We start from the raw sequence: 19,162 nt of genomic DNA, 5'->3' as shown, positions 1-19,162 counted from the left end.
GAATATGGCATCGATCATCATCGAAACAGCGTTTCACTCCAACCCCAACGACGCACTCGCCTTGCAGGATCCCGTTTTTCGAGAAGCTTCGATGAAAGGCGTCGAAAAGGGGTACCGCCTCTGGCGCGAGGGCAAGGGGTGCGACCCGCTGAAAGTTGATCCGATCCAGACCATCTGCGTGGCGGCCGGCCAATCCCGGGTGGTGGATCTTGCCTTCGCCGGCTTTCCCCAGTACCCCGTCGTGATCGAGACGAAGAACCTCGGATGCCTTCCCGGCTGGAAGTGCACGGATGGAACGGTGACGCTGCCTGACGCAGACACCAAGCCAGCCCAGATCACCCTGCGTTGCGAGAACGCCGGAAGTGCGCCGATCTACTGGGACACCCGGATGGTTGACGACGACGGGGTGAAGTCACCGCCGGTCCGGCATATCGTGCAGTGCGTCCGGGGGCCGGGCATGGTCGCGCCACAGGCAACGCACGGTGAGGATGGCGGGGCGGCGACAGCCCGCAAGCTACCCTGAACCGAGAAAGCCGGCGTAGAAGCCGGTTCGGCTGGCAGGAGGGAGCGGTCGGATGAGTTCAATATGAATAACCATGGCGCGGGAGATGGCATTCAACCTGGGGTGTGCACTGGCCAGCGCCAGCGCGTGGGCGGGCGCATCTTCGCCGCCGCGGCGCGCGCTGAACATGCTTCCGCCGGAAGGCACCTCGCCCACCGCCACGCCGGAGTTCCGCCGACAAGGACGTCATGCTGCCAGACCTCGATGGAGCGGCCACGGCCCAGGTCATGCAGCGTAACTTAGGCCTGAACCATCGTCTCGCTGATCCATGTGCCGTGCTGGCCTGGACGCGGCGTCTCGGCACAGGTGCGCATCTCCTGCTCGAAGGCGTTGGCTGCGTAGCTGACGCTGGAGCCGCCGCGACAGGTGCCACCGTCGGTCGGGAACCCAATGCGTGGTTCAAACGACCACCAGAAAATCGGCTCCTCGCCGCTGAGCCACGGGAAGATGCCCCTGCGTAGGCGTCGGGCAAGCGCGCGGGTACACGGGCAACCAGCGTTTACCCGGCCCGCCGGACGCGCGTCGCATGCCACCCGGCGTGTCGGTGCCTGGCCTCGATGTGGCCTTCATCGATCAGCTTCGCCAAGCGACCGGCCAAGAAGGCTTCCGACAGTGGATTGCGCATGTCATCGTGCCCCATCACGTTGCCACACACGCGAGCGGCAGGCCACCACTCGCGCGGGCAATGCGCGAGTATTTCGTGATCGTGACACGAGATGGCGCGTAGCTCGAGGACGCCCTCCTGGCTGCATTCCCGCAGTCCTTCGGCAGCCGCCACGGTGGGGAATGCGGCGGCGAGCTGCCTGCGGCGGGAGGCGCTGAGCGGCGTGGCCCGTGCAACGAGTGGCGCCAGCACGCGCGGTGGATTCGCGCCCATGTTATACAGGCCCTGGACGGGAGGTACGGATACTTCATGCATCGGCAGGAGCGATCCGGCAAGCCGGTGGCATGCCATGTGCAGGAACGTCTGGTCCTGGCCAGACCCGGTGTGCCATACCACGATCTGCTGCTGCGGCTGTTCTAGCAGATGGCTGTCCAGGGCGTCCCATGCAGCAAAGGGCCTGGCGGTATCCACCCCCGGTTCCGCAGTGTCGGGGAAGCCGGCGAGCCACCGCCGCCAGAAGTCGCTGCGCCGTCCTGCGTCCCGCAGCGGTCCTACGGCATAAAGCTCAGGCAGCGCCATTATGCGATGGCCATCCAGCCCGGGGCCGAGCCCGGCGCGCAGGGCCTCGGCAGAACCCTCGGAGGGAAACAGGTGCAGCAGCGGGTGCGTCATCAGCGTCCCTCGGAGGAAAGTCACCCGACGATCCTCTATGGGGGCGGGGTCAGGGCCACTCTCCCACGGCGCTTCTTCAGGCGCCGTGATCGGCGGACACCGTGCTCTCGCGCCGCACTCGATGCAGCGGGGAGGTGGCCCGAGTCCCTCGTTGTTGAAACGGAAAGGCCGGCACCAAGGCCGGCCTTTCAAAAACCGCCCTGCGGCATGCCTCAGCTCGCCTTGCCCTGTGCGTCCAGGTAGCGCTCGGCGTCCAGCGCGGCCATGCAGCCGAAGCCGGCCGAGGTGATCGCCTGGCGGTAGTGCTGGTCGGCCACGTCGCCAGCGGCGAACACGCCTTCCACCGAGGTCTGGGTGGCATTGCCGCCGAGGCCGGAACGGATTTCCAGGTAGCCGTGGTTCATCGCCAGCTGGCCGTCGAACAGGGTGGTGTTCGGGTGATGGCCGATCGCCACGAAGAAGCCATGGGCCTGGATGTCGCGCGTGCTGCCGTCCTGCACCGACTTCACCCGCACGCCGGTCACGCCGGCGTCGTTGCCCAGCACTTCGTCCACTTGGTGGTGCCAGACGGTTTCGATCTTGCCGGCGGCGACCTTGGCGAACAGCTTGTCCTGCATGATCTTTTCCGCCTTCAGCGTGTCACGGCGGTGGACCAGGTAGACCTTGCGGGCGATGTTGGACAGGTACAGCGCTTCTTCAACGGCGGTGTTGCCGCCGCCGACCACCACCACGTCCTGGTCACGGTAGAAGAAGCCGTCGCAGGTGGCGCAGGCGGACACGCCGCGGCCCTTGAAGGTCTCTTCGGACGGGATGCCCAGGTACTTGGCGGTCGCGCCGGTGGAGATGATCAGCGCATCACAGGTGTATTCGGCGCTGTCGCCGATCAGCTTGAACGGGCGCTGGGACAGGTCGGCGGTGTGGATGTGGTCGAAGATCACTTCGGTTTCGAAGCGCTCGGCGTGGGCCTGCATGCGCGCCATCAGGTCCGGGCCCATCAGGCCATGGGCGTCGCCCGGCCAGTTGTCGACCTCGGTGGTGGTCATCAGCTGGCCGCCCTGCTGCAGCCCGGTGATCACCACCGGCTTGAGGTTGGCGCGGGCAGCATAGACGGCGGCAGTCCAACCGGCCGGGCCGGAACCGAGGATGACAAGCTTCTGATGGCGGGAGGGCAGCGTGGTGCTCATGTAGACTCGCGAAAGGTAAGGGGATCAAGGCGCGGCGACGGTTTGCGCGCGCTGGGGGCAGACCATAGAGTGATGGCAGGGGCAGGGGGTTTCAACCCGCAGGCCTGGAACGCGGCGATACGCGGGACCGGTCAGGCCGTTTCGACGGGGCCTGCCGGCCGATGGCGTATCGCGGTCAGCCAGCAGTGACGGAAAACCGACGCGCTTCGTTTATTATCAACCACTAACAGCGTATTCCAAAGGTAGTGTCCAAGGTGGCGAAGCAGGTCCCCGAACGCAGCCGATCGAGCGAAGGCAAAGCCCGTCGCCGCGATCCGTCTCCGTCTGAAAACCCCACGCGGCAGCGCTTGTGGCGCGATCTGGGTTTGATCGCCGTGGCCCCGGCGCTGTTGTACCTGGTGGCCAGCCTGTTCACCTATTCGGCGACCGACCCGGGCTGGTCGCACACCGGCAGCATCGTGGCGCCGGTCAACAACATGGGCGGGCGTGCCGGGGCGTGGATCGCCGACGTGCTGCTGCAGCTGTTCGGCTACATGGCCTTCCTGCTGCCGGTGATCCTCGGTGCGCTGGCCTGGTTTGCGATGTTCGGGCTGAAGCGCGAAGCCAAGGGCGAAAATGACCTCGACCCGGCGCTGCGGCTGGTCGGCCTGGTCGGCTTCCTGATCGCCGGCACCGGTTTCCTGCACCTGCGCCTGTTCAGTGCCGACGTGGCCTCGGCCGGCGGCATCCTCGGCAAGCTGGTGGGCTCTTCGCTGAGCGTCGGTTTCGGGGCGTTGGGTGCGAATCTGTTCGTGCTGGTGCTGCTGCTGGCCTCGATCACCTTGGCCACCGGCCTGTCGTGGCTGATGGTCATGGAACGCATTGGCAAGGGCGTGATGGCGCTGGCGCCGCTGCTGGAAAAGAAGAAAGAGCAGGCAACCGAGTGGAAGCAGACGCGCGTGATGCGCGAAGAGCGCCAGGAAGTGCGCAAGGTCGATGCCGAGGTGCGCGCCAAGCGCGAGCCGGTGAAGATCGAGCCGCGCCCGGAACCGGTGATCGAGAAGAGCGACCGGGCCAAGCGCGACAACCAGATCCCGATGTTCCAGGGCGTCAACGGCGATGGCTCGGACCTGCCCCCGCTGGCGCTGCTGGATGATCCCAAGCCGCAGCCCAAGGGCTACGACGAAGAGACGCTGGAAACCCTGTCGCGGCAGATCGAGTTCAAGCTCAAGGATTTCCGCATCGATGCGGTGGTCGTCGGCGCCTATCCGGGCCCGGTGATCACCCGCTTCGAAATCGAGCCTGCGCCGGGCATCAAGGTCAGCCAGATCAGCACGCTGGACAAGGACATTGCCCGCGGGCTGTCGGTCAAGTCGGTGCGCGTGGTCGATGTGATTCCGGGCAAGTCGGTGATTGGCCTGGAGATCCCGAACGTCACCCGCGAGATGATCTATCTCTCCGAGCTGCTGCGTTCGAAGGAATATGACAAGGCGACCAGCCCTCTTACCCTGGCCCTGGGCAAGGACATCGCCGGCCGCCCGACCGTGGCCGACCTGGCCCGCATGCCGCACCTGCTGGTGGCCGGTACCACCGGCTCGGGCAAGTCGGTGGCAGTCAATGCGATGGTGCTGAGCCTGCTGTACAAGGCCAGCCCGAAAGACCTGCGCATGCTGATGATCGACCCGAAGATGCTCGAACTGAGCGTCTACCAGGGCATCCCGCACCTGCTGGCGCCGGTGGTCACCGACATGAAGGAGGCCGCCAACGGCCTGCGCTGGTGCGTGGCCGAGATGGAGCGCCGCTACAAGCTGATGAGCGCGGTCGGCGTGCGCAACCTGGCCGGCTTCAACAAGAAGGTCAAGGACGCGCAGGACGCCGGGCAGCCGTTGATGGATCCGCTGTTCAAGCCGAACCCGGAGCTGGGCGAGGCCCCGCGCCCGCTGGAAACGCTGCCGTTCGTGGTCATCTTCATCGACGAATTCGCCGACATGATGATGATCGTCGGCAAGAAGGTCGAAGAGCTGATCGCCCGCCTGGCACAGAAGGCGCGTGCGGCCGGCATCCACCTGATCCTGGCCACCCAGCGGCCGTCGGTGGACGTCATCACCGGCCTGATCAAGGCCAACATCCCGACCCGCATCGCCTTCCAGGTGAGTTCGAAGATCGATTCGCGCACCATCCTAGACCAGTCCGGCGCCGAGACCCTGCTCGGCCACGGTGACATGCTGTACCTGCCGCCCGGTACGGCGATGCCGGACCGCGTACACGGCGCGTTCGTGTCCGACGAAGAAGTCCATCGCGTGGTGGAACACCTCAAGGCGATGGGGCCGGCGGACTACATCGAAGGCGTGCTGGACGAAGTGCAGACCATGGGCGACGGCGTGGTGGTCGGTGCCGGCGGCCTGCCGGAAACCGCATCGTCCGGCGATGAATCCGATCCGCTGTACGACGAAGCGCTGCGGGTGGTGACTGAAACCCGCCGCGCCTCCATTTCCGGGGTGCAGCGCCGACTGAAGATCGGCTACAACCGCGCCGCGCGGCTGATCGAGGCGATGGAAGCGGCCGGCGTGGTCAGCTCGCCCGAGCACAACGGCGACCGCACCGTGCTGGCCCCGCCACCGCCCAAATAATGCAATCCCGGTAGTGCCGGCCGCTGGCCGGCATCCACCCCCTGACCAACCGGAACCCCTCATGGCACCCCTCCGCAACGGATTGCTGGCCGCCCTGCTGCTGCCTTTCGGGGCCGCCCTGGCGGTGGAGGTCCCCGCCATCCCCGCCGCCGCCCCGATGCAGGGCGCGGCGCCGGCCGAGGCCAGCAACAACTTCAGCTTCGCCCGTTACCGCGCCGATTACGTGGTCGATGCCGATGCCGGCAACACCCAGGCCGAGCACTACGACATCCTGCTCAAGACCCGCAGCGCGGTGGACCAGTTCAGCCAGGTGCGGCTGAGTTACAGCGAGAAGATGGAAACGCTGGAGGTGCTGGAGGCTTACACGCTGACCGCCGATGGCCAGCGCCGCGACGTTCCGGCTGATCGCATCTATACCCAGGAAAGCTACTCCAGCGCCTCGGCGGCGATGTACGCCGACCGCAAGGTGCGGGTGATCGTGTTCCCCAACCTGGCGCCCGGCACGCGCGTGGTCTATGCCACCCGCCGTACCCAGCGGCAGCCGTACTTCCCGGGCTATTTCGGGCTGTGGGAAACCTTCAGCGTGTTCAACCAGTACGACGATGCGCAGGTCACCCTGAGCGCGCCAGCCAGCCTGCCGATGAAGGTGCTGAGCAGGGGCGTGCAGGGCAGCGATGCGCCCACGGTCCGTGCTGGCCGCGCGCAGTGGAGCTGGACCTATCGCCGCGGCACGCCGCTGCCGGCGCAGAACTGGACCGCCGCGCCGTGGGAGTTCAGCCCGACCATCATGGCCAGCACCTATGCGGACTGGCCGCAGATGGCGCGTGCTTACCAGCTCAAGGCAGGGCAGGCGGCGAAGGTCACGCCGCAGCTGCAGGCGCTGGCCGAGGAGGTCACCCGCGGCATCGCCGACCGCCGTGGACAGGTGGATGCGCTGTACCGCTGGGTAGCCCGCAACATCCGCTACGTAGCCGTTTATCTCGGCAACGGCGGGCTGGAGCCGAACCCCGCGCAGAGCGTGCTGGACAACCACTACGGCGACTGCAAGGACCACGTGGTGATCCTGGAAGCACTGCTGGCGGCCAAGGGCATCGACAGCACGGCGGTGTTGATCGGCGCAGGCGGTGGGCCGACCCTGCCGGCGGTACCGACGCTGGGGCGCTTCAACCACGCCATCACCTACGTGCCGGAATTCGACCTGTACCTGGATTCCACCAGCGCTTGGGCACGTCCCGGCCAGCTGCCCGACGGCGACCTCGGCGCGCCGGTGCTGCTGACCGGGCCGGCCAAGCTGGCGCGCACTCCTGCCAACGATGAGCTGCGCAATGGCATGGGCTTCGAGGCGGATTTCGTGTTCGATGCCGCCGGCAACCTGAAAGGCAGCACCCGGTTGCAGCCCGGCGACAGCGCGGAAATCGGCATGCGCGCCTCGTTCGCGCGTTTGAACGCGCAGAACCGTGCCCGTGCCGAAGCTTCGATGGTGGCGGCCTCCGGCTTCGACGGGCAGGGCCGCCTGGAACTGCAGGGTGACCCGCAGGACCTTCAGCAGCCCTTCAATTACACCTTTGATTTCAGCGCGTCCGATTACGTGGATTTCAACCTGGTCGGCGGCATGCAGCTGCCCGATCCGCCCGGCGCGGAATCGTTCCGTGACGCCTACGCGGCGACCTCGGCGCCGGACAATGCCACCCCGTTCCAGTGCGATGCCAGCCTGCGCCAGGAAATCTACCGGGTAACCCTGCCGCCCGGCGTGCCGCTGATCGCGGTGCCGCATGACCAACAGTTCAGCAACGCAGCCGGCCAGTATTCGGTCAGCTGGGAGCGTGAAGGGCAGCAGGTCATCGCCCGCCACCGGCTGCGCCAGAATGCAGTGCGCGGCAACGATGCACTCTGCCAGCCCGCCGACTATGCCGCCTTCCGCGAGCTGTTCCAGCAGGTGCGGCGCGGCTTCCGCGGGCAGATCGTGTACGGTCGGGTACCTGCGGCAAGCGGCGGCTGAGCGCTGCGCCCACTGCAGTGGATCGCCCATTCAGGATGCTTTGGGCACACTTCATCCCATCCTTCCACGTTTCTCTTGGATACCCGCATGCACGCCAGCTTCCGCCGCACCCTCGCTACTTCCGTGCTCGCCGCCGCGTGCCTGGTTTCGACCAGTGCCTGGGCCGGCGCGCGTGATGAGCTGAAGACCTTCACCGCCGGCCTGAAAGGCCTGGACGGGCAGTTCAGCCAGCAGGTGTTCGATACCCGTGGCAAGGTCAAGGAAACCACCAGTGGCCGTGTCGCGCTGTCGGCGCCGCGCCTGTTCCGCTGGGAATACCAGCGTCCGCACGTGCAGCAGATCGTGGCCGATGGCACCAAGGTGTGGATGTACGAACCGGACCTGGAACAGGCCACCGTGCGTGCACAGGGCAAGGAAGAGCAGAACAGCCCGCTGACCGCACTGATCAATCCGGCGCTGCTGGAGCAGCAGTACGACCTGAGCGAAGAAGCCGCGCCGCGTGATGGCCTGCAGTGGCTGTCGCTGACCCCGAAGCGCGAAACCGAGGCCAGCTTCCAGTACGCCGCGCTGGGCTTCAATGGCAGCGGGCTGGCGAAGATGGAAATCACCGATGCGGTTGGCCAGCGCACGGTGATCGCCTTCACCGGCTGGAAGCGCAATCCGTCCTTCGCCGCCGGCACGTTCCGCTTCACCCCGCCGGCCGGTACCGACGTCATCGGTGAATGACGGTATGGCCAAGCGGTACAATGCCGCGTGGCCAGACAACGTACTTCTTCATTCCCCGGCCCTGATCTGCTGAGCGTGGATCGGGATCACCTGCGACCGCTTGCCGAGCGCATGCGGCCGCGCGCCCTGGACGAAATGGTCGGGCAGAAACGCCTGCTGGCCGCGGAGAGCGCATTGCGCCGCGCGGTCGAATCCGGACGCGTGCATTCAATGATCCTGTGGGGGCCGCCGGGCTGTGGCAAGACCACCCTGGCGCTGCTGCTGGCCGAATATGCCGACGCCGAATTCCGCGCGATCTCCGCGGTGCTGTCCGGCCTGCCGGAGGTGCGCCAGGTGCTGGCCGAAGCGGCCCAGCGTTTCGCCGAAGGCCGACGCACGGTGCTGTTCGTCGACGAGGTGCACCGCTTCAACAAGACCCAGCAGGACGCCTTCCTGCCGCACATCGAACGCGGCACCATCGTGTTCGTCGGGGCCACCACCGAAAACCCGTCCTTTGAACTGAACTCCGCGCTGTTGTCGCGCTGCCGCGTGCACGTGCTGGAAGGCGTGTCACCGCAGGACATCGTCGAAGCATTGCAGCGGGCGCTGGCCGATAGCGAGCGCGGGCTGGGCGGGGAGGGCGTGCAGGTCGACGACGCGCTGCTGCTGCAGATCGCCAGCGCCGCCGATGGCGATGTCCGGCGCGCGCTCACCCTGCTGGAAATCGCCGCCGAACTGGCCGTCGACGAAGGCGGCCGGATCACCCCGCAGACCCTCACCCAGGTGCTGGCGGACCGCACCCGCCGCTTCGACAAGGGGGGCGAGCAGTTCTACGACCAGATCTCCGCGCTGCATAAATCCGTGCGCAGCTCCAACCCCGATGCGGCGCTGTACTGGCTTACGCGGATGCTCGATGGCGGCTGCGATCCGTCCTACCTGGCGCGCCGGCTGACCCGCATGGCGATCGAGGACATCGGCCTGGCGGATCCGCGCGCGCAGTCGATGGCGCTGGAAGCCTGGGATATCTACGAGCGGCTGGGCAGCCCGGAAGGCGAGCTGGCATTCGCCCAGCTGGTGTTGTACCTGGCGAGCACGGCCAAATCCAATGCCGGCTATGCCGCCTACAACCAGGCCAAGGCCGAAGTGCGCGCGTCGGGCACGCTGGAAGTGCCGCTGCACCTGCGCAATGCGCCGACCAAGCTGATGAAGAACCTCGGCTACGGCGCGGACTATCAGTACGACCATGACATGGAAGGCGGCATCGCGCTGGACCAGACCGGCTTCCCGGATGCGATGGGCGAACAGGTCTATTACCAGCCGGTGGCGCGAGGGCTGGAGATCAAGCTGAAGGAGAAACTCGATCGCCTTCGCGCTCAGCGCGAGCAGGCGCGGGCCGCCAAGCTCAGCGGACAGGGCGGCGGATGACCGCGGTCTGGTGGCAGCAGCTGGGGCTGGTCATGGCCGGTGGCGCACTGGGGTCGGCACTGCGTTTCGTCATCGGTGACGCCATGCTCCAGCGCTTCGGCCAAGGGTTTCCCTGGGGCACGCTCAGCGCCAACTTCATCGGCGCCTTCGCCGCCGGTTACCTGCTGGTGTGGCTGCAGCAGCGCGGCGGCAACGTGACCCTGCTACGTGCGTTCCTGGTGATCGGCCTGCTGGGTGGGCTGACCACGTTTTCCTCGCTGATGCTGGAGACCCTGGTGTTCGCGCGCAGCGACCGCGGCGGCATGGTGCCGCTGTACCTGGGCGTCAGCCTGGCAGGTGGCATGCTGCTGGTATGGCTGGGTGCGCGGCTGGCCGAGGCGGCGCGCTGACCCTTCGCGCGTGTGGCCCGGGGTAGGGGCGACCCATCTCACTGCGCGCAGCATTGCGCCCAGCGAAAGCGAGAACCATTCGCGTTTGATAGACTGCTCGGCGACCCCCGCTGTGAGCCGTGCCCCCCATGCTTCACCGTCTCCTTGGCCTTGCCGCGCTGTTCGCGCTGGCTGGCGCCTCGTTCTGCACCCATGCGCAGCAGCGCAATCCAGACCAGATGATGGGCCAGACGGTGCTGGACCAGCCCGCTGGCAGCTATCGTGTCGAACGTTTCGTTATAGGCAGCGCGGACGGCCAGCGCCGTTGGCGGGTCAATCTGCTGGTTCCCGGCAAGGCCTCCAGCGCGCCTTCGCCGGTGCTGTACGCCTTGGATGGCAACGCTGTGGCGATGGTGCTGGACCGGTCGATGTTGGACCAGCTGGCCGCCAGCAAGGCGCCGCCGGTGCTGGTGCTGATCGGCTATGACAACGAGCGTCGCATCGACTCGGCCCAGCGCACCCGCGACTACACCGCCTGGATCGACCGTGCCGATGATGAAAGCGGCACCCAGCAGGTGGTCGGCGGCGGGGCGTTCGCCTTCCAGGACGTGATCGAACGGCAGATCAAACCGGAAGTCACGCGCCGCGCAAACGTGGACACCCAGCGGCAGGCGCTGTGGGGGCATTCGCTGGGCGGACTGTTCGTGCTCAGCAGCCTGTACACCCGCCCGGCCGCCTTCCAGCAGTACGTGGCGGCCAGTCCGTCGCTGTGGTGGAGCCAGGGCGCAGCTCTCGGCGACCTGGAAAAACAGTTCGTCGAAAACCGCGCCGGCCAGCCGGCCCAGCTGTGGGTGATGCTGGGTGGCGATGAGCGCAGCGGCAACCGCGGCGTACGTGACATGGCCAACCCGCGCGTAGTCGCGCACCTGCGTCGCATCGGGGGCGCCGCACCGGATGCCGCGCACGCACTGGGCGAGCGCCTGGGTGCGCTGCCCGGCCTGCAGGTGCAGTACCGCGAGTTCCCCGGGCTTGGCCACGGGCCCATGTTGCCGGCATCGTTCAAGGCGACCTTGTCGGCGCTGTACGGCATCGCCGACCGTAGTGGCGAGGCCGCCACGCCGTGAACCCCGCAGGAGTAACGTCCCCATGTATTCGAATCTGATCCGCGCTGCCAGGACGCTGCCACCGTCGTTAGCGCTGGCGCTCGCGCTTGCCGCGTGTTCCGGCAGGGGCGAGCCTGCCGCGCCGGCACAGGCCAGCGCGACGCCGCCCGCTTCGGGTGCTGCGGCGGAGCACGACGCGCTACCGGCAGGCTGGCAGCGCGTCGGCGGCGAGACCGCCCCTTCGGTGGCGGCGGGCGCGGCCACGTTGCCGGCCACCGTGCATTCCGATGATGGCGTGGACGTGCAGGTCGACGATGCCAGCCGGATCATCGCCGGTGGCGACGACATCATCGCGGTGATCGAAGCACTGGGGCAGGGCAGCCAGGTATTCGCCGCACCGACCAATGCCACCACCAACGCCGGACGCGCCGCGCCACACCGGTTCCTGTTCAACCGCACCACCGGCGTGGAAGGCGTGCTCAGCCTGGGCGGCTCGCTGTTCCTGGGCAACAGCCTGCGTCGCCACAGCGACCTGGCCGAAAAACTGCGCGCGGTGGGCCAGGATGCGGTGATCATCGATGATCTGCAGCCGGCACCGGACAAGGTGCGCAAGGTCGCTGCGGCGATCGGGCGTGCCGAGGCCGGCGTGGCGCTGGCTGATGCGGTGCAGAAGCAGCTGGACGAGGCCGCCGGGGTCGCTACGGCGACAACGCGCAAGCCGCGGGTGATCCATGTCTCGGCCACCGGCGCAGGCGGCAACCCGACCGTGGCCGGCGCCGACAGCGCCTCGGGTAAGCTGATCGCGCTGGCGGGCGGCCTCAACATCGGCACCGAAGCGGGCGTCGCCAATTTCTCCGCGCTCAGCAACGAAGGCGTGGTGGCAGCGGCCCCCGAAGTGATCCTGGTCACCGAACATGACCTGCAGTTGTTCGGCGGTGCCGACGGGCTGTGGAAGGCCTATCCGACGCTGAAGCAGACCCCCGCCGGCCAGGCTGGCCGGGTCTGGGTAATGCCAGACCTGCAACTGAAGTACACCAGCGTGGGGTCCGGTGCCGGCGCGTTGGCATTGGCGCGCGCGTTGGCGGCGCTGCCGCCGGCATGACGCCACCGCGGTGGACGATGGCCGGTGACCGGCGCCGACGTCGCGGCCAGCTGATGCTGCTGCTGGTACTGGGCGCGTTGCTGCTGGCGGTGCTGGCGTCGTTCGCGGTGGGGCCGCTGCGGCTGCCGCCGTTGGCCGTGCTGCAGGCCATCGGGGTCAAGCTGGGGCTGCTGGATGCCGCGCACGCGAGCGCGCGCGACGTCGCGGTGGTGTGGCAGCTGCGCATCCCGCGCGTGTTGCTGGGTGCCATCGTGGGCGCCTCCTTGGCGATGGCCGGCGCCAGCCTGCAGGGATTGTTCGGCAATCCGCTGGCCGACCCCGGCATCGTCGGGGTCAGCCAGGGCGCCGCGCTGGGCGCGGTGGCGGCGATCGTGCTGGGTGCGGCGACGCTGGGCAGTTGGGTGATCCCGCTGGCGGCCTTTGCCGGCGGTGCGGCGGCGATCAGCCTTACCTACCTGCTGGCACGACCCGGGCGCGGCGATGGCAATGCCACCCTGCTGCTGGTCGGCATCGCGATGGCCGCCTTCTGTTCGGCGCTGATCGGCTTCTTCACCTATATCGCTACCGAAGCGCAACTGCAGTCGCTCGTCTTCTGGCAGCTGGGTTCGCTGGCGAGCGCCGATTGGCGCGACGTCGCGGCGGTCATGCCGCTGTTCGCCGTGGGCACGTTCTGCCTGCTGCGCTTGGCAACGCCGCTGGACATGCTGGCGCTGGGCGAGCGCCAGGCGCAGCACCTCGGGCTGGATGTCGCGCGTACGCGCCGGAGGCTGGTGGCGTACAGCGCATTGCTGGTGGGCGCGGCGGTGGCGTTCGCCGGGTCGATCGGCTTCGTCGGATTGGTGGTGCCGCACGTGTCGCGGCTGCTGGTCGGTCCGGGCCATCGCTGGCTGTTGCCGCTGTCCGGGTTGCTCGGTGCGTTGTTGATCGTGGTGGCCGACACCGCCGCGCGCACCCTGGATCCGCCGGCGGAAGTTCCACTGGGGCTTTTTTCTGCGGCACTTGGCGCACCGTTCTTCCTGTGGCTGGTGATGCAGCGCCGGGGCAGGGTGGGGGCATGACCAGTGCACTGCTTTCCTTGCGGCAGGTCGGCGTGTTGCGGCAGCAGCGGCCGATCCTGGCCGATGTCGAGCTGGTGTTCGAGCCCGGTACGTTGACCGCGCTTGTCGGCCCTAACGGGGCGGGTAAATCGACGCTGCTGGGCATCGCCTGCGGCGACCTGCAGCCGGACAGCGGTGAGGTGCTGCTGGCCGGCAGACCGCTTTCGGCGCTGCGTGCGGGGGCATTGGCGCGCCAGCGCGCGGTGATGCCGCAGGAACATGCAGTGCGCTTTGCCTTCAGCGTGGAAGAAGTGGTGGCGATGGGGCGCCTGCCGCATTTGCCAGCGCCTGCCGAGGATGCGCGCCACGTCGAAGCGGCGCTGGACGCGGCCGAACTGCAGGCCCTGCGCCAGCGCGAAGTGCAGCAGCTGTCCGGCGGCGAATCGGCACGCACCACTTTCGCGCGCGTGCTCGCGCAGGACACGCCGTTGCTGTTCCTGGACGAACCCACCGCCGCGCTGGACCTTCGCCACCAGGAACGCACGCTGCGCAGCGTGCGTGCGCTGGCGGACCGGGGTGCCTGCGTGATCGTGGTGCTGCATGACCTCAACCTGGCCGCCGGCCATGCCGACCGCATCGTGCTGCTGGAACGCGGCCGTGTGGCCGCCGATGGCACCCCGCGCGAGGTGCTGACCGAAGACACCCTGCGCCGCGTGTACCAGCAGGACGTGCTGGTGCTGCAGCATCCGCGGCGGCCGGTACCGCTGGTGGTGGTGACATAGCAAGCCTCCCCCTCAGCGTTCTATTTTTGCTGTCAATAGGCCCTTGCTTCCCCCGCAAACAGGCGCACACTAGCGGCTCCCATCCGTGGTGAGTCCAATGAACGCTTTTCCGCTGCTGACGTTTCAGATCCTGCTCCGCGCCTGCGCGGAACGGGTGCGTCTGCCCGGCGGAAGACAAGGCGGCTGACCGCATTGCGGTTGCCTTGGACCCCCAGCAGAGCGCCCAACCGGGCGCTTTTTTTATTTCCGATCCACCGATCCACCGATTTACCTGAAAAGCGAAGGAGAACGTGCCATGCACCCGCTCGACGACACCCAGACCTAGCCGCGCGCCCTGCCGCCAACCGGGACGCGCGGTCCTCCGTGGTTGGCATTGCAGGAGCAACTCATGAACACCCAGACCCTTTCGCTGCGTCCCAATCTCGGCATCATTGCCCATATCGACGCGGGCAAGACCACGTTGACCGAACGGCTGCTGTGGAAAACCGGCCAGATCCATCGCGTCGGTGAAGTGCACGACGGCGCGGCGACCACCGATTTTTCGGCAATCGAGCGCGAACGCGGCATCACCATCGGCGCGGCTGCCGTGCAGGCGCAGTGGGCGCCGCGCGACCTCCCAGCGCACCGGCTGACCCTGATCGACACCCCAGGCCACATCGATTTCGCGATCGAAGTGGAGCGCTCGCTGCGCGTGCTGGATGGCGCGGTGGCCGTGTTCTCGGCGGTGGACGGTGTGCAGCCGCAGTCGGAAACCGTCTGGCACCAGGCGCGCCGGCATGGCGTGCCGCTGCTCGCCTTCGTCAACAAGATGGACCGCATCGGTGCGTCCTTCGACCGCGTCGTGGCGCAGCTTGCTGATCGCCTGCAGGCGCGCCCGCTTGCGCTGGGCCTGCCGCTGGGCAGCGAAGCCGCGTTCGATGGCTGGGTCGACCTCGTGGACCGGAAGATGCTGCACTGGGATGCCGCCGGTTCGCTGCAGCAACAGCCGTGGACCGATGCGCAAGCGCTGCAGTGGCAGCCCCAGCGTGATGCGCTGGTGCAGGCCGCGGCCGAGCTGGACGATGTGCTTGCCGATGCCTGGCTGGCCGGCTCGGCGGTGGACGCCGATGCGCTACGTGCGGCGGTGCGACGCATCACCGTCAGCGGTGCCGGCGTGCCGGTGCTGGCCGGTGCGGCGTTCAAGGGCAAGGGCGTGGAATCGTTGCTGGATGCCATCGTCGATTACCTGCCCTCGCCGCTGGACAGGCCGTCGGTGAGCGCCATTGCCGGCGAAGAGACGGTGCAGTTGCTGCCTGACGCGGAGGGTGCGCTGGCCGCGCTGCTGTTCAAGGTCACCCACATGCAGCAGGGTGCGCTTGCCTTCATCCGGGTGTATTCGGGCACGCTGCGGGTGGGCGATCGCATCGCCAGTTCGCGGCACGACGCGCGTCGGGTGGGACGGCTGGTGCGAGTGCAGGCTGACCAGGTGCATGACATCGAACAGGCCGAGGCTGGCGACATCGTGGCGGTGATGGGCTGGAAGGATGCGATCAGCGGTGAAACGCTGTCCTCCCTGCAGCAGCCGTTGCTGCTGGAAGCCATCCACTCGCAGCCAGCGGTGCTGGCGTGGCGGCTGCAGGCGGGCCGCGCCGGTGACCTGATCCGGATCAGCCAGGGCCTGGCAAGCCTGGTCCAGGAGGACCCGTCATTCCGCGTCGAGGCCGATGCGGAAACCGGCGAAACGCTGGTATGGGGCATGGGCGAGCTGCACCTGGAAGTGATGGTGGAGCGCCTGCGCAGCGAGTGGAAGGTCGAGGTCCAGGTCGGCCAGCCGCGCGTAGCCTATCTGGAGAAACCACGTAGCGCGGCGCTTGGCGTGGTCGGCCGGGTGGTCAAGCAGAGTGGCGGCCAGGGACAGTTCGCGCATGTAGTGCTGGAGGTGCGCCCGCGCGAGGATGACGGGGTGGAATTCAGCGACCGCATCGTCGGTGGCGTGGTGCCGCGCAACTTCATACGCGCGGTGGAGCAGGGCGTGCGCGCTGCGCTGCAGGACGGTCCGCAGGGCCATCCGGTGGTCGGCCTGGACGTGGTGCTGGTGGATGGCCAGACGCATGCGAAGGATTCATCCGAGCAGGCGTTCCATCGCGCCGGGATGGAAGCGGTGAAGGCGGCACTGGCCGAGGTGGGCACGCAGCTGCTGGAGCCGGTGATGGCGTTGCAGGTGCTGTCGCCCGCGGCCAATGTCGGTGATGTGGTGGGTGACCTGCAGCGGCGCCACGGACGGGTGCAGGCGATCGACGAGCGGGAAGGTCGTTCGCAGGTGAGCGGGTTCGCACCACTGGCGCAGCTGCAGGGCTACAGCACGGCACTGCGTTCGATGAGCCAGGGCCGGGCAAGCAGCACCATGCAGTTGCACGGCTATGCGCCGGCGCAATGATCCAACGGGTAAGGGGCGGCTTCGGCCGCCCCTTTTTTTTGCGGGTAGCGCCGACCCATGGTCGGCGAGCGCAGCGGAAGGCAGGAGCGTGACGACCAACGGTCGTCACCCACCGGGTAGCAGAGGCAGACGGCCAGCGGCCGTCACTACCACCCCAGTCGCGCGGTGGCCATCACCGTGCGGCCGCTGCCGTAGTAACACGACGACACCGTCGTACAGGTGGACACATAGCGCCGGTCCGCCAGGTTGCTCAGGTTCACGGCAAGCTGCAGGTCGCTGTTGCCAACCCGCCCGACGTCATAGCGGATCGCCGCATCGAACAACGTGTACCCCGGAATCCGGTACAGGTTCGCGCTGTCGCCGTAGCTGCGGCCGTTGTAGCGTGCACCCGCCGCCAGGCTCAGGCCCTCCAGGGCGCCGCCCGCGAAGGTGTAATCGGCCCAGAACGACGCAGTGTAGTCAGGCACCATGATCAGCTGCTTGCCCTGGTACTGGTCCGAACGGGTCATCTCCGAATCCATCCAGGTTGCTGCGCCGATCAGGCTGAAACCCTCGAACGGGGTCATCCGTCCTTCCAGTTCCACGCCCCGCACGCGGCCTTCGCCGTCCTGGATGGAGCAGCGTGCATTGGCGGTTGCGCCGCAGGTGTTGTGGCTGGGGTCGGGATCCTGGGTGAGCAGGTTCTGCTGGCGCAGCTCGAACGCCGACAGGGTCACCAGGCCATCGATGCGGGCCGGCTGGTACTTGAGGCCCGCCTCCCACTGGGTGCCGGTGACCGGATCGAACGCGCTGCCATCGAAGTTGTTCAGCGGGCTGGTGGAGGAGGGCTGGAACGATTCGGCGTAGCTGATGTACGGGGTAAGCCCGTTGTCGAACACGTACAGCACGCCGGCGCGGCCGGTGAAGGCTTCGTTCTTGATCACGCTGCGCGGCTGGGTCACCGTCGCACCGGTGACCGGGTTGCGGGTCGCACTCGAAGCATCGTCCTTGGTCCAGTCGTAGCGGCCGCCCACGGTGAGGCGCCACTGCCCCAGCGCCAGTTGGTCCTGCAGGTAGATGCCGCTCTGCCGGTTGCTGCCTTCGGTCGGGCTCAGGCTGGTCACCTGCGGCACGTAGCCGGTGTAGACCGGGTTGAAGATGTCGATCGGGCGCGGACTGCTCATCGCGCCGCGCACGCCTTCCCAATCGGCGCGTTGCCAGTCCCAGCCGAGCAGGGCGACATGGTCCACGCCGCCGGTGCGGAAGCGTGCCTGCAGGCGCGTATCCAAGGTGTCGCCATCGGAATCGCCGGTGCCGTAGGTGGCGCGGCGTGCCTGCGTGCGGCCGTCGGCGTTGAGTGCGCCATTGGTGACCACGCCGCGGTAAAGCGAATCCACATGCGTGCGGCGCGCACTCTGGCTGAAGGTCAGCTGGTCGTTGAACGCGTGCTCGAACATCCAGCCTGCGGTCCACAGCGTGCGGTTGAACGTGTTCCAGGACGGCTCGCCGATGAAGGTGGTGTTCTTCATGTGGCCATACGGCGTGGCGCGCAGCGTGCCGTCCATCGGCAGGAACTGGTAGGTCGATCCGCCATCGTCCTTCTGGTACATCCCCAGCAGCGTGATGCGGGTGCGTTCGGCCATCTGCCAGGTGTAGCTGGGGGCGAGGAACCAGTGCTCCTGTCCGGTGTGCTTGATCTGGGTGTCGCCATCGCGATACAGGCCGACAAGACGCGCCAGGTGCACGTCGTCGTCGCTGCCTGTGCCCACGTCGAACGCGGCGCTGTACTGGCCGTGCGCGTCCAGCCCGAGCCGCAGCTGCTGCAACTGGCCCGGCTGCGGGGTCTTGCTGACCTGGTTGACCATGCCGCCCGGTGCGACCTGGCCGTACATCACCGCTGAGGGGCCCTTGAGCACTTCCACGCGCTCCAGGTTCCAGCTGTCGAACATGCCGCGGTTCCACTGGCTGCCCTGCGGCGCGCGCATGCCGTCCAGGGTCACGTTGTTGGCCCAGCTGCCGGCATCGAAACCACGGATGCGGAAGTCATCCACGCGGTTGTCGATGCCCGAACTTTCCAGGCTTACGCCGGCCACGTAACGCATCGCATCGTTGAGTGACTGCACGCCGCGCGCATCCAGTTCGGCGCGTTCGATGACCGAAACCGACTGCGGCGTTTCCGCGACCGAGGTGCTGGTCTTGGTCGCGCTGCTGACACTGTTGGCCGCGCGGTAGGCGTTGACGCGCACGGCGTCCAGGTCGGTGGCGGCCTGCTGCGCGTGGACTGCAGGAGTGCATGCAGTGAGCGCGCAGGCAACGGCCAGCGGGCGGAAACGGAAGGGCGAGGGGAGTGCGGTGGGTCGGGTCATGGGCGTGCGCGGGCGTGCCTGCGTGCGCCGGGTCGATGATCCGGAGGCCGCGAGCGATGCAGTCGGAGAGGTGGGCCACAGTCTACTGTCGCGGCATTCGCAACGCAATTGCGACCCATTCGCAATGCGCTTGGCGGTGGGGCATCTGTAGCTGGGGTGGGGCCGGGCGGTGGGGCTGGGCGGGGGACGGCAAGAGCCGCTCCTGCGGGCCTCGTTTCGCGCCATCCATGGCGCTCAACGCCCCCGCCC

At 67.7% G+C, this 19,162-nt stretch carries 14 protein-coding genes; 11 read left to right on the top strand and 3 right to left on the bottom strand.

Annotated elements, in window-relative coordinates; all coding sequences use genetic code 11:
* Nucleotides 1–4: 4 nt before the first annotated feature.
* On the top strand, nucleotides 5–523 hold the full coding sequence (locus SOM47_RS10260) for a hypothetical protein (protein ID WP_320505487.1): 519 nt from the start codon (nucleotides 5–7) through the stop codon (nucleotides 521–523).
* Between the two features lie 538 nt (nucleotides 524–1,061).
* Here SOM47_RS10260 and SOM47_RS10255 read toward each other — a convergent pair.
* Together SOM47_RS10255 and trxB are read right to left on the bottom strand one after the other, a co-directional pair.
* Entirely contained in the window at nucleotides 1,062–1,838 is a 777-nt protein-coding gene (locus SOM47_RS10255; protein WP_152620654.1) for a DUF3658 domain-containing protein, read from the bottom strand.
* Nucleotides 1,839–2,050: 212 nt separating this feature from the next.
* Nucleotides 2,051–3,022 (bottom strand): thioredoxin-disulfide reductase, encoded by a 972-nt coding sequence (gene trxB / locus SOM47_RS10250; RefSeq protein WP_042614111.1) that lies wholly within the window; start codon nucleotides 3,020–3,022, stop codon nucleotides 2,051–2,053.
* Nucleotides 3,023–3,276: 254 nt separating this feature from the next.
* Between trxB and SOM47_RS10245 the strand changes: the two genes are divergently transcribed.
* The 10 genes from SOM47_RS10245 to fusA all read left to right on the top strand — a co-directional run bounded on the left by SOM47_RS10245 (nucleotide 3,277) and on the right by fusA (nucleotide 16,568).
* On the top strand, nucleotides 3,277–5,631 hold the full coding sequence (locus SOM47_RS10245; RefSeq protein WP_057507282.1) for a DNA translocase FtsK: 2,355 nt from the start codon (nucleotides 3,277–3,279) through the stop codon (nucleotides 5,629–5,631).
* Between the two features lie 61 nt (nucleotides 5,632–5,692).
* A complete protein-coding gene (locus SOM47_RS10240) occupies nucleotides 5,693–7,630 on the top strand; it encodes a DUF3857 domain-containing protein (RefSeq protein WP_042614110.1) in 1,938 nt (645 codons plus the stop codon).
* 87 nt (nucleotides 7,631–7,717) lie between these two features.
* The gene (gene lolA, locus SOM47_RS10235; RefSeq protein ID WP_320505486.1) at nucleotides 7,718–8,356 is read left to right on the top strand and encodes an outer membrane lipoprotein periplasmic chaperone LolA; all 639 of its coding nucleotides are present in this window, start codon (nucleotides 7,718–7,720) and stop codon (nucleotides 8,354–8,356) included.
* A 27-nt stretch (nucleotides 8,357–8,383) separates the two neighbouring features.
* Nucleotides 8,384–9,760, top strand: coding sequence for a replication-associated recombination protein A (locus SOM47_RS10230; protein ID WP_320505485.1), 1,377 nt, complete (start codon nucleotides 8,384–8,386; stop codon nucleotides 9,758–9,760).
* A complete protein-coding gene (gene crcB, locus SOM47_RS10225) occupies nucleotides 9,757–10,149 on the top strand; it encodes a fluoride efflux transporter CrcB (protein ID WP_042614107.1) in 393 nt (130 codons plus the stop codon). The genes SOM47_RS10230 and crcB overlap by 4 nt, the downstream gene beginning before the upstream one ends.
* Before the next feature lie 128 nt (nucleotides 10,150–10,277).
* Entirely contained in the window at nucleotides 10,278–11,252 is a 975-nt protein-coding gene (locus SOM47_RS10220) for an alpha/beta hydrolase (protein ID WP_192083470.1), read from the top strand.
* A gap of 22 nt (nucleotides 11,253–11,274) precedes the next feature.
* A complete protein-coding gene (locus SOM47_RS10215; protein WP_320505484.1) occupies nucleotides 11,275–12,333 on the top strand; it encodes a heme/hemin ABC transporter substrate-binding protein in 1,059 nt (352 codons plus the stop codon).
* Between the two features lie 53 nt (nucleotides 12,334–12,386).
* Nucleotides 12,387–13,391, top strand: coding sequence for a FecCD family ABC transporter permease (locus tag SOM47_RS10210; RefSeq protein WP_320505643.1), 1,005 nt, complete (start codon nucleotides 12,387–12,389; stop codon nucleotides 13,389–13,391).
* Nucleotides 13,388–14,152 (top strand): heme ABC transporter ATP-binding protein, encoded by a 765-nt coding sequence (locus SOM47_RS10205; protein ID WP_320505483.1) that lies wholly within the window; start codon nucleotides 13,388–13,390, stop codon nucleotides 14,150–14,152. Before SOM47_RS10210 ends, SOM47_RS10205 begins: the two co-directional genes overlap by 4 nt.
* 388 nt (nucleotides 14,153–14,540) lie before the next feature.
* Nucleotides 14,541–16,568 carry an elongation factor G gene (gene fusA / locus SOM47_RS10200; protein WP_320505482.1) on the top strand — a complete coding sequence of 676 codons (2,028 nt, stop codon included), beginning with the start codon at nucleotides 14,541–14,543 and terminating at the stop codon, nucleotides 16,566–16,568.
* Nucleotides 16,569–16,714: 146 nt separating this feature from the next.
* On the opposite strand, the gene SOM47_RS10195 is transcribed toward fusA, so the two are convergent.
* Nucleotides 16,715–18,913, bottom strand: a complete 2,199-nt coding sequence (locus SOM47_RS10195) for a TonB-dependent siderophore receptor (protein WP_320505481.1) — start codon at nucleotides 18,911–18,913, stop codon at nucleotides 16,715–16,717.
* Nucleotides 18,914–19,162: the final 249 nt, after the last annotated feature.

Source organism: Stenotrophomonas sp. CFBP8980 (genome assembly GCF_034046095.1).
GTDB classification, from domain to species: Bacteria; Pseudomonadota; Gammaproteobacteria; order Xanthomonadales; family Xanthomonadaceae; genus Stenotrophomonas; species Stenotrophomonas lacuserhaii.
The sequence above is the reverse complement of the archived record's forward strand: the minus strand, read 5'-3'. Positions and strand labels throughout refer to the sequence as shown.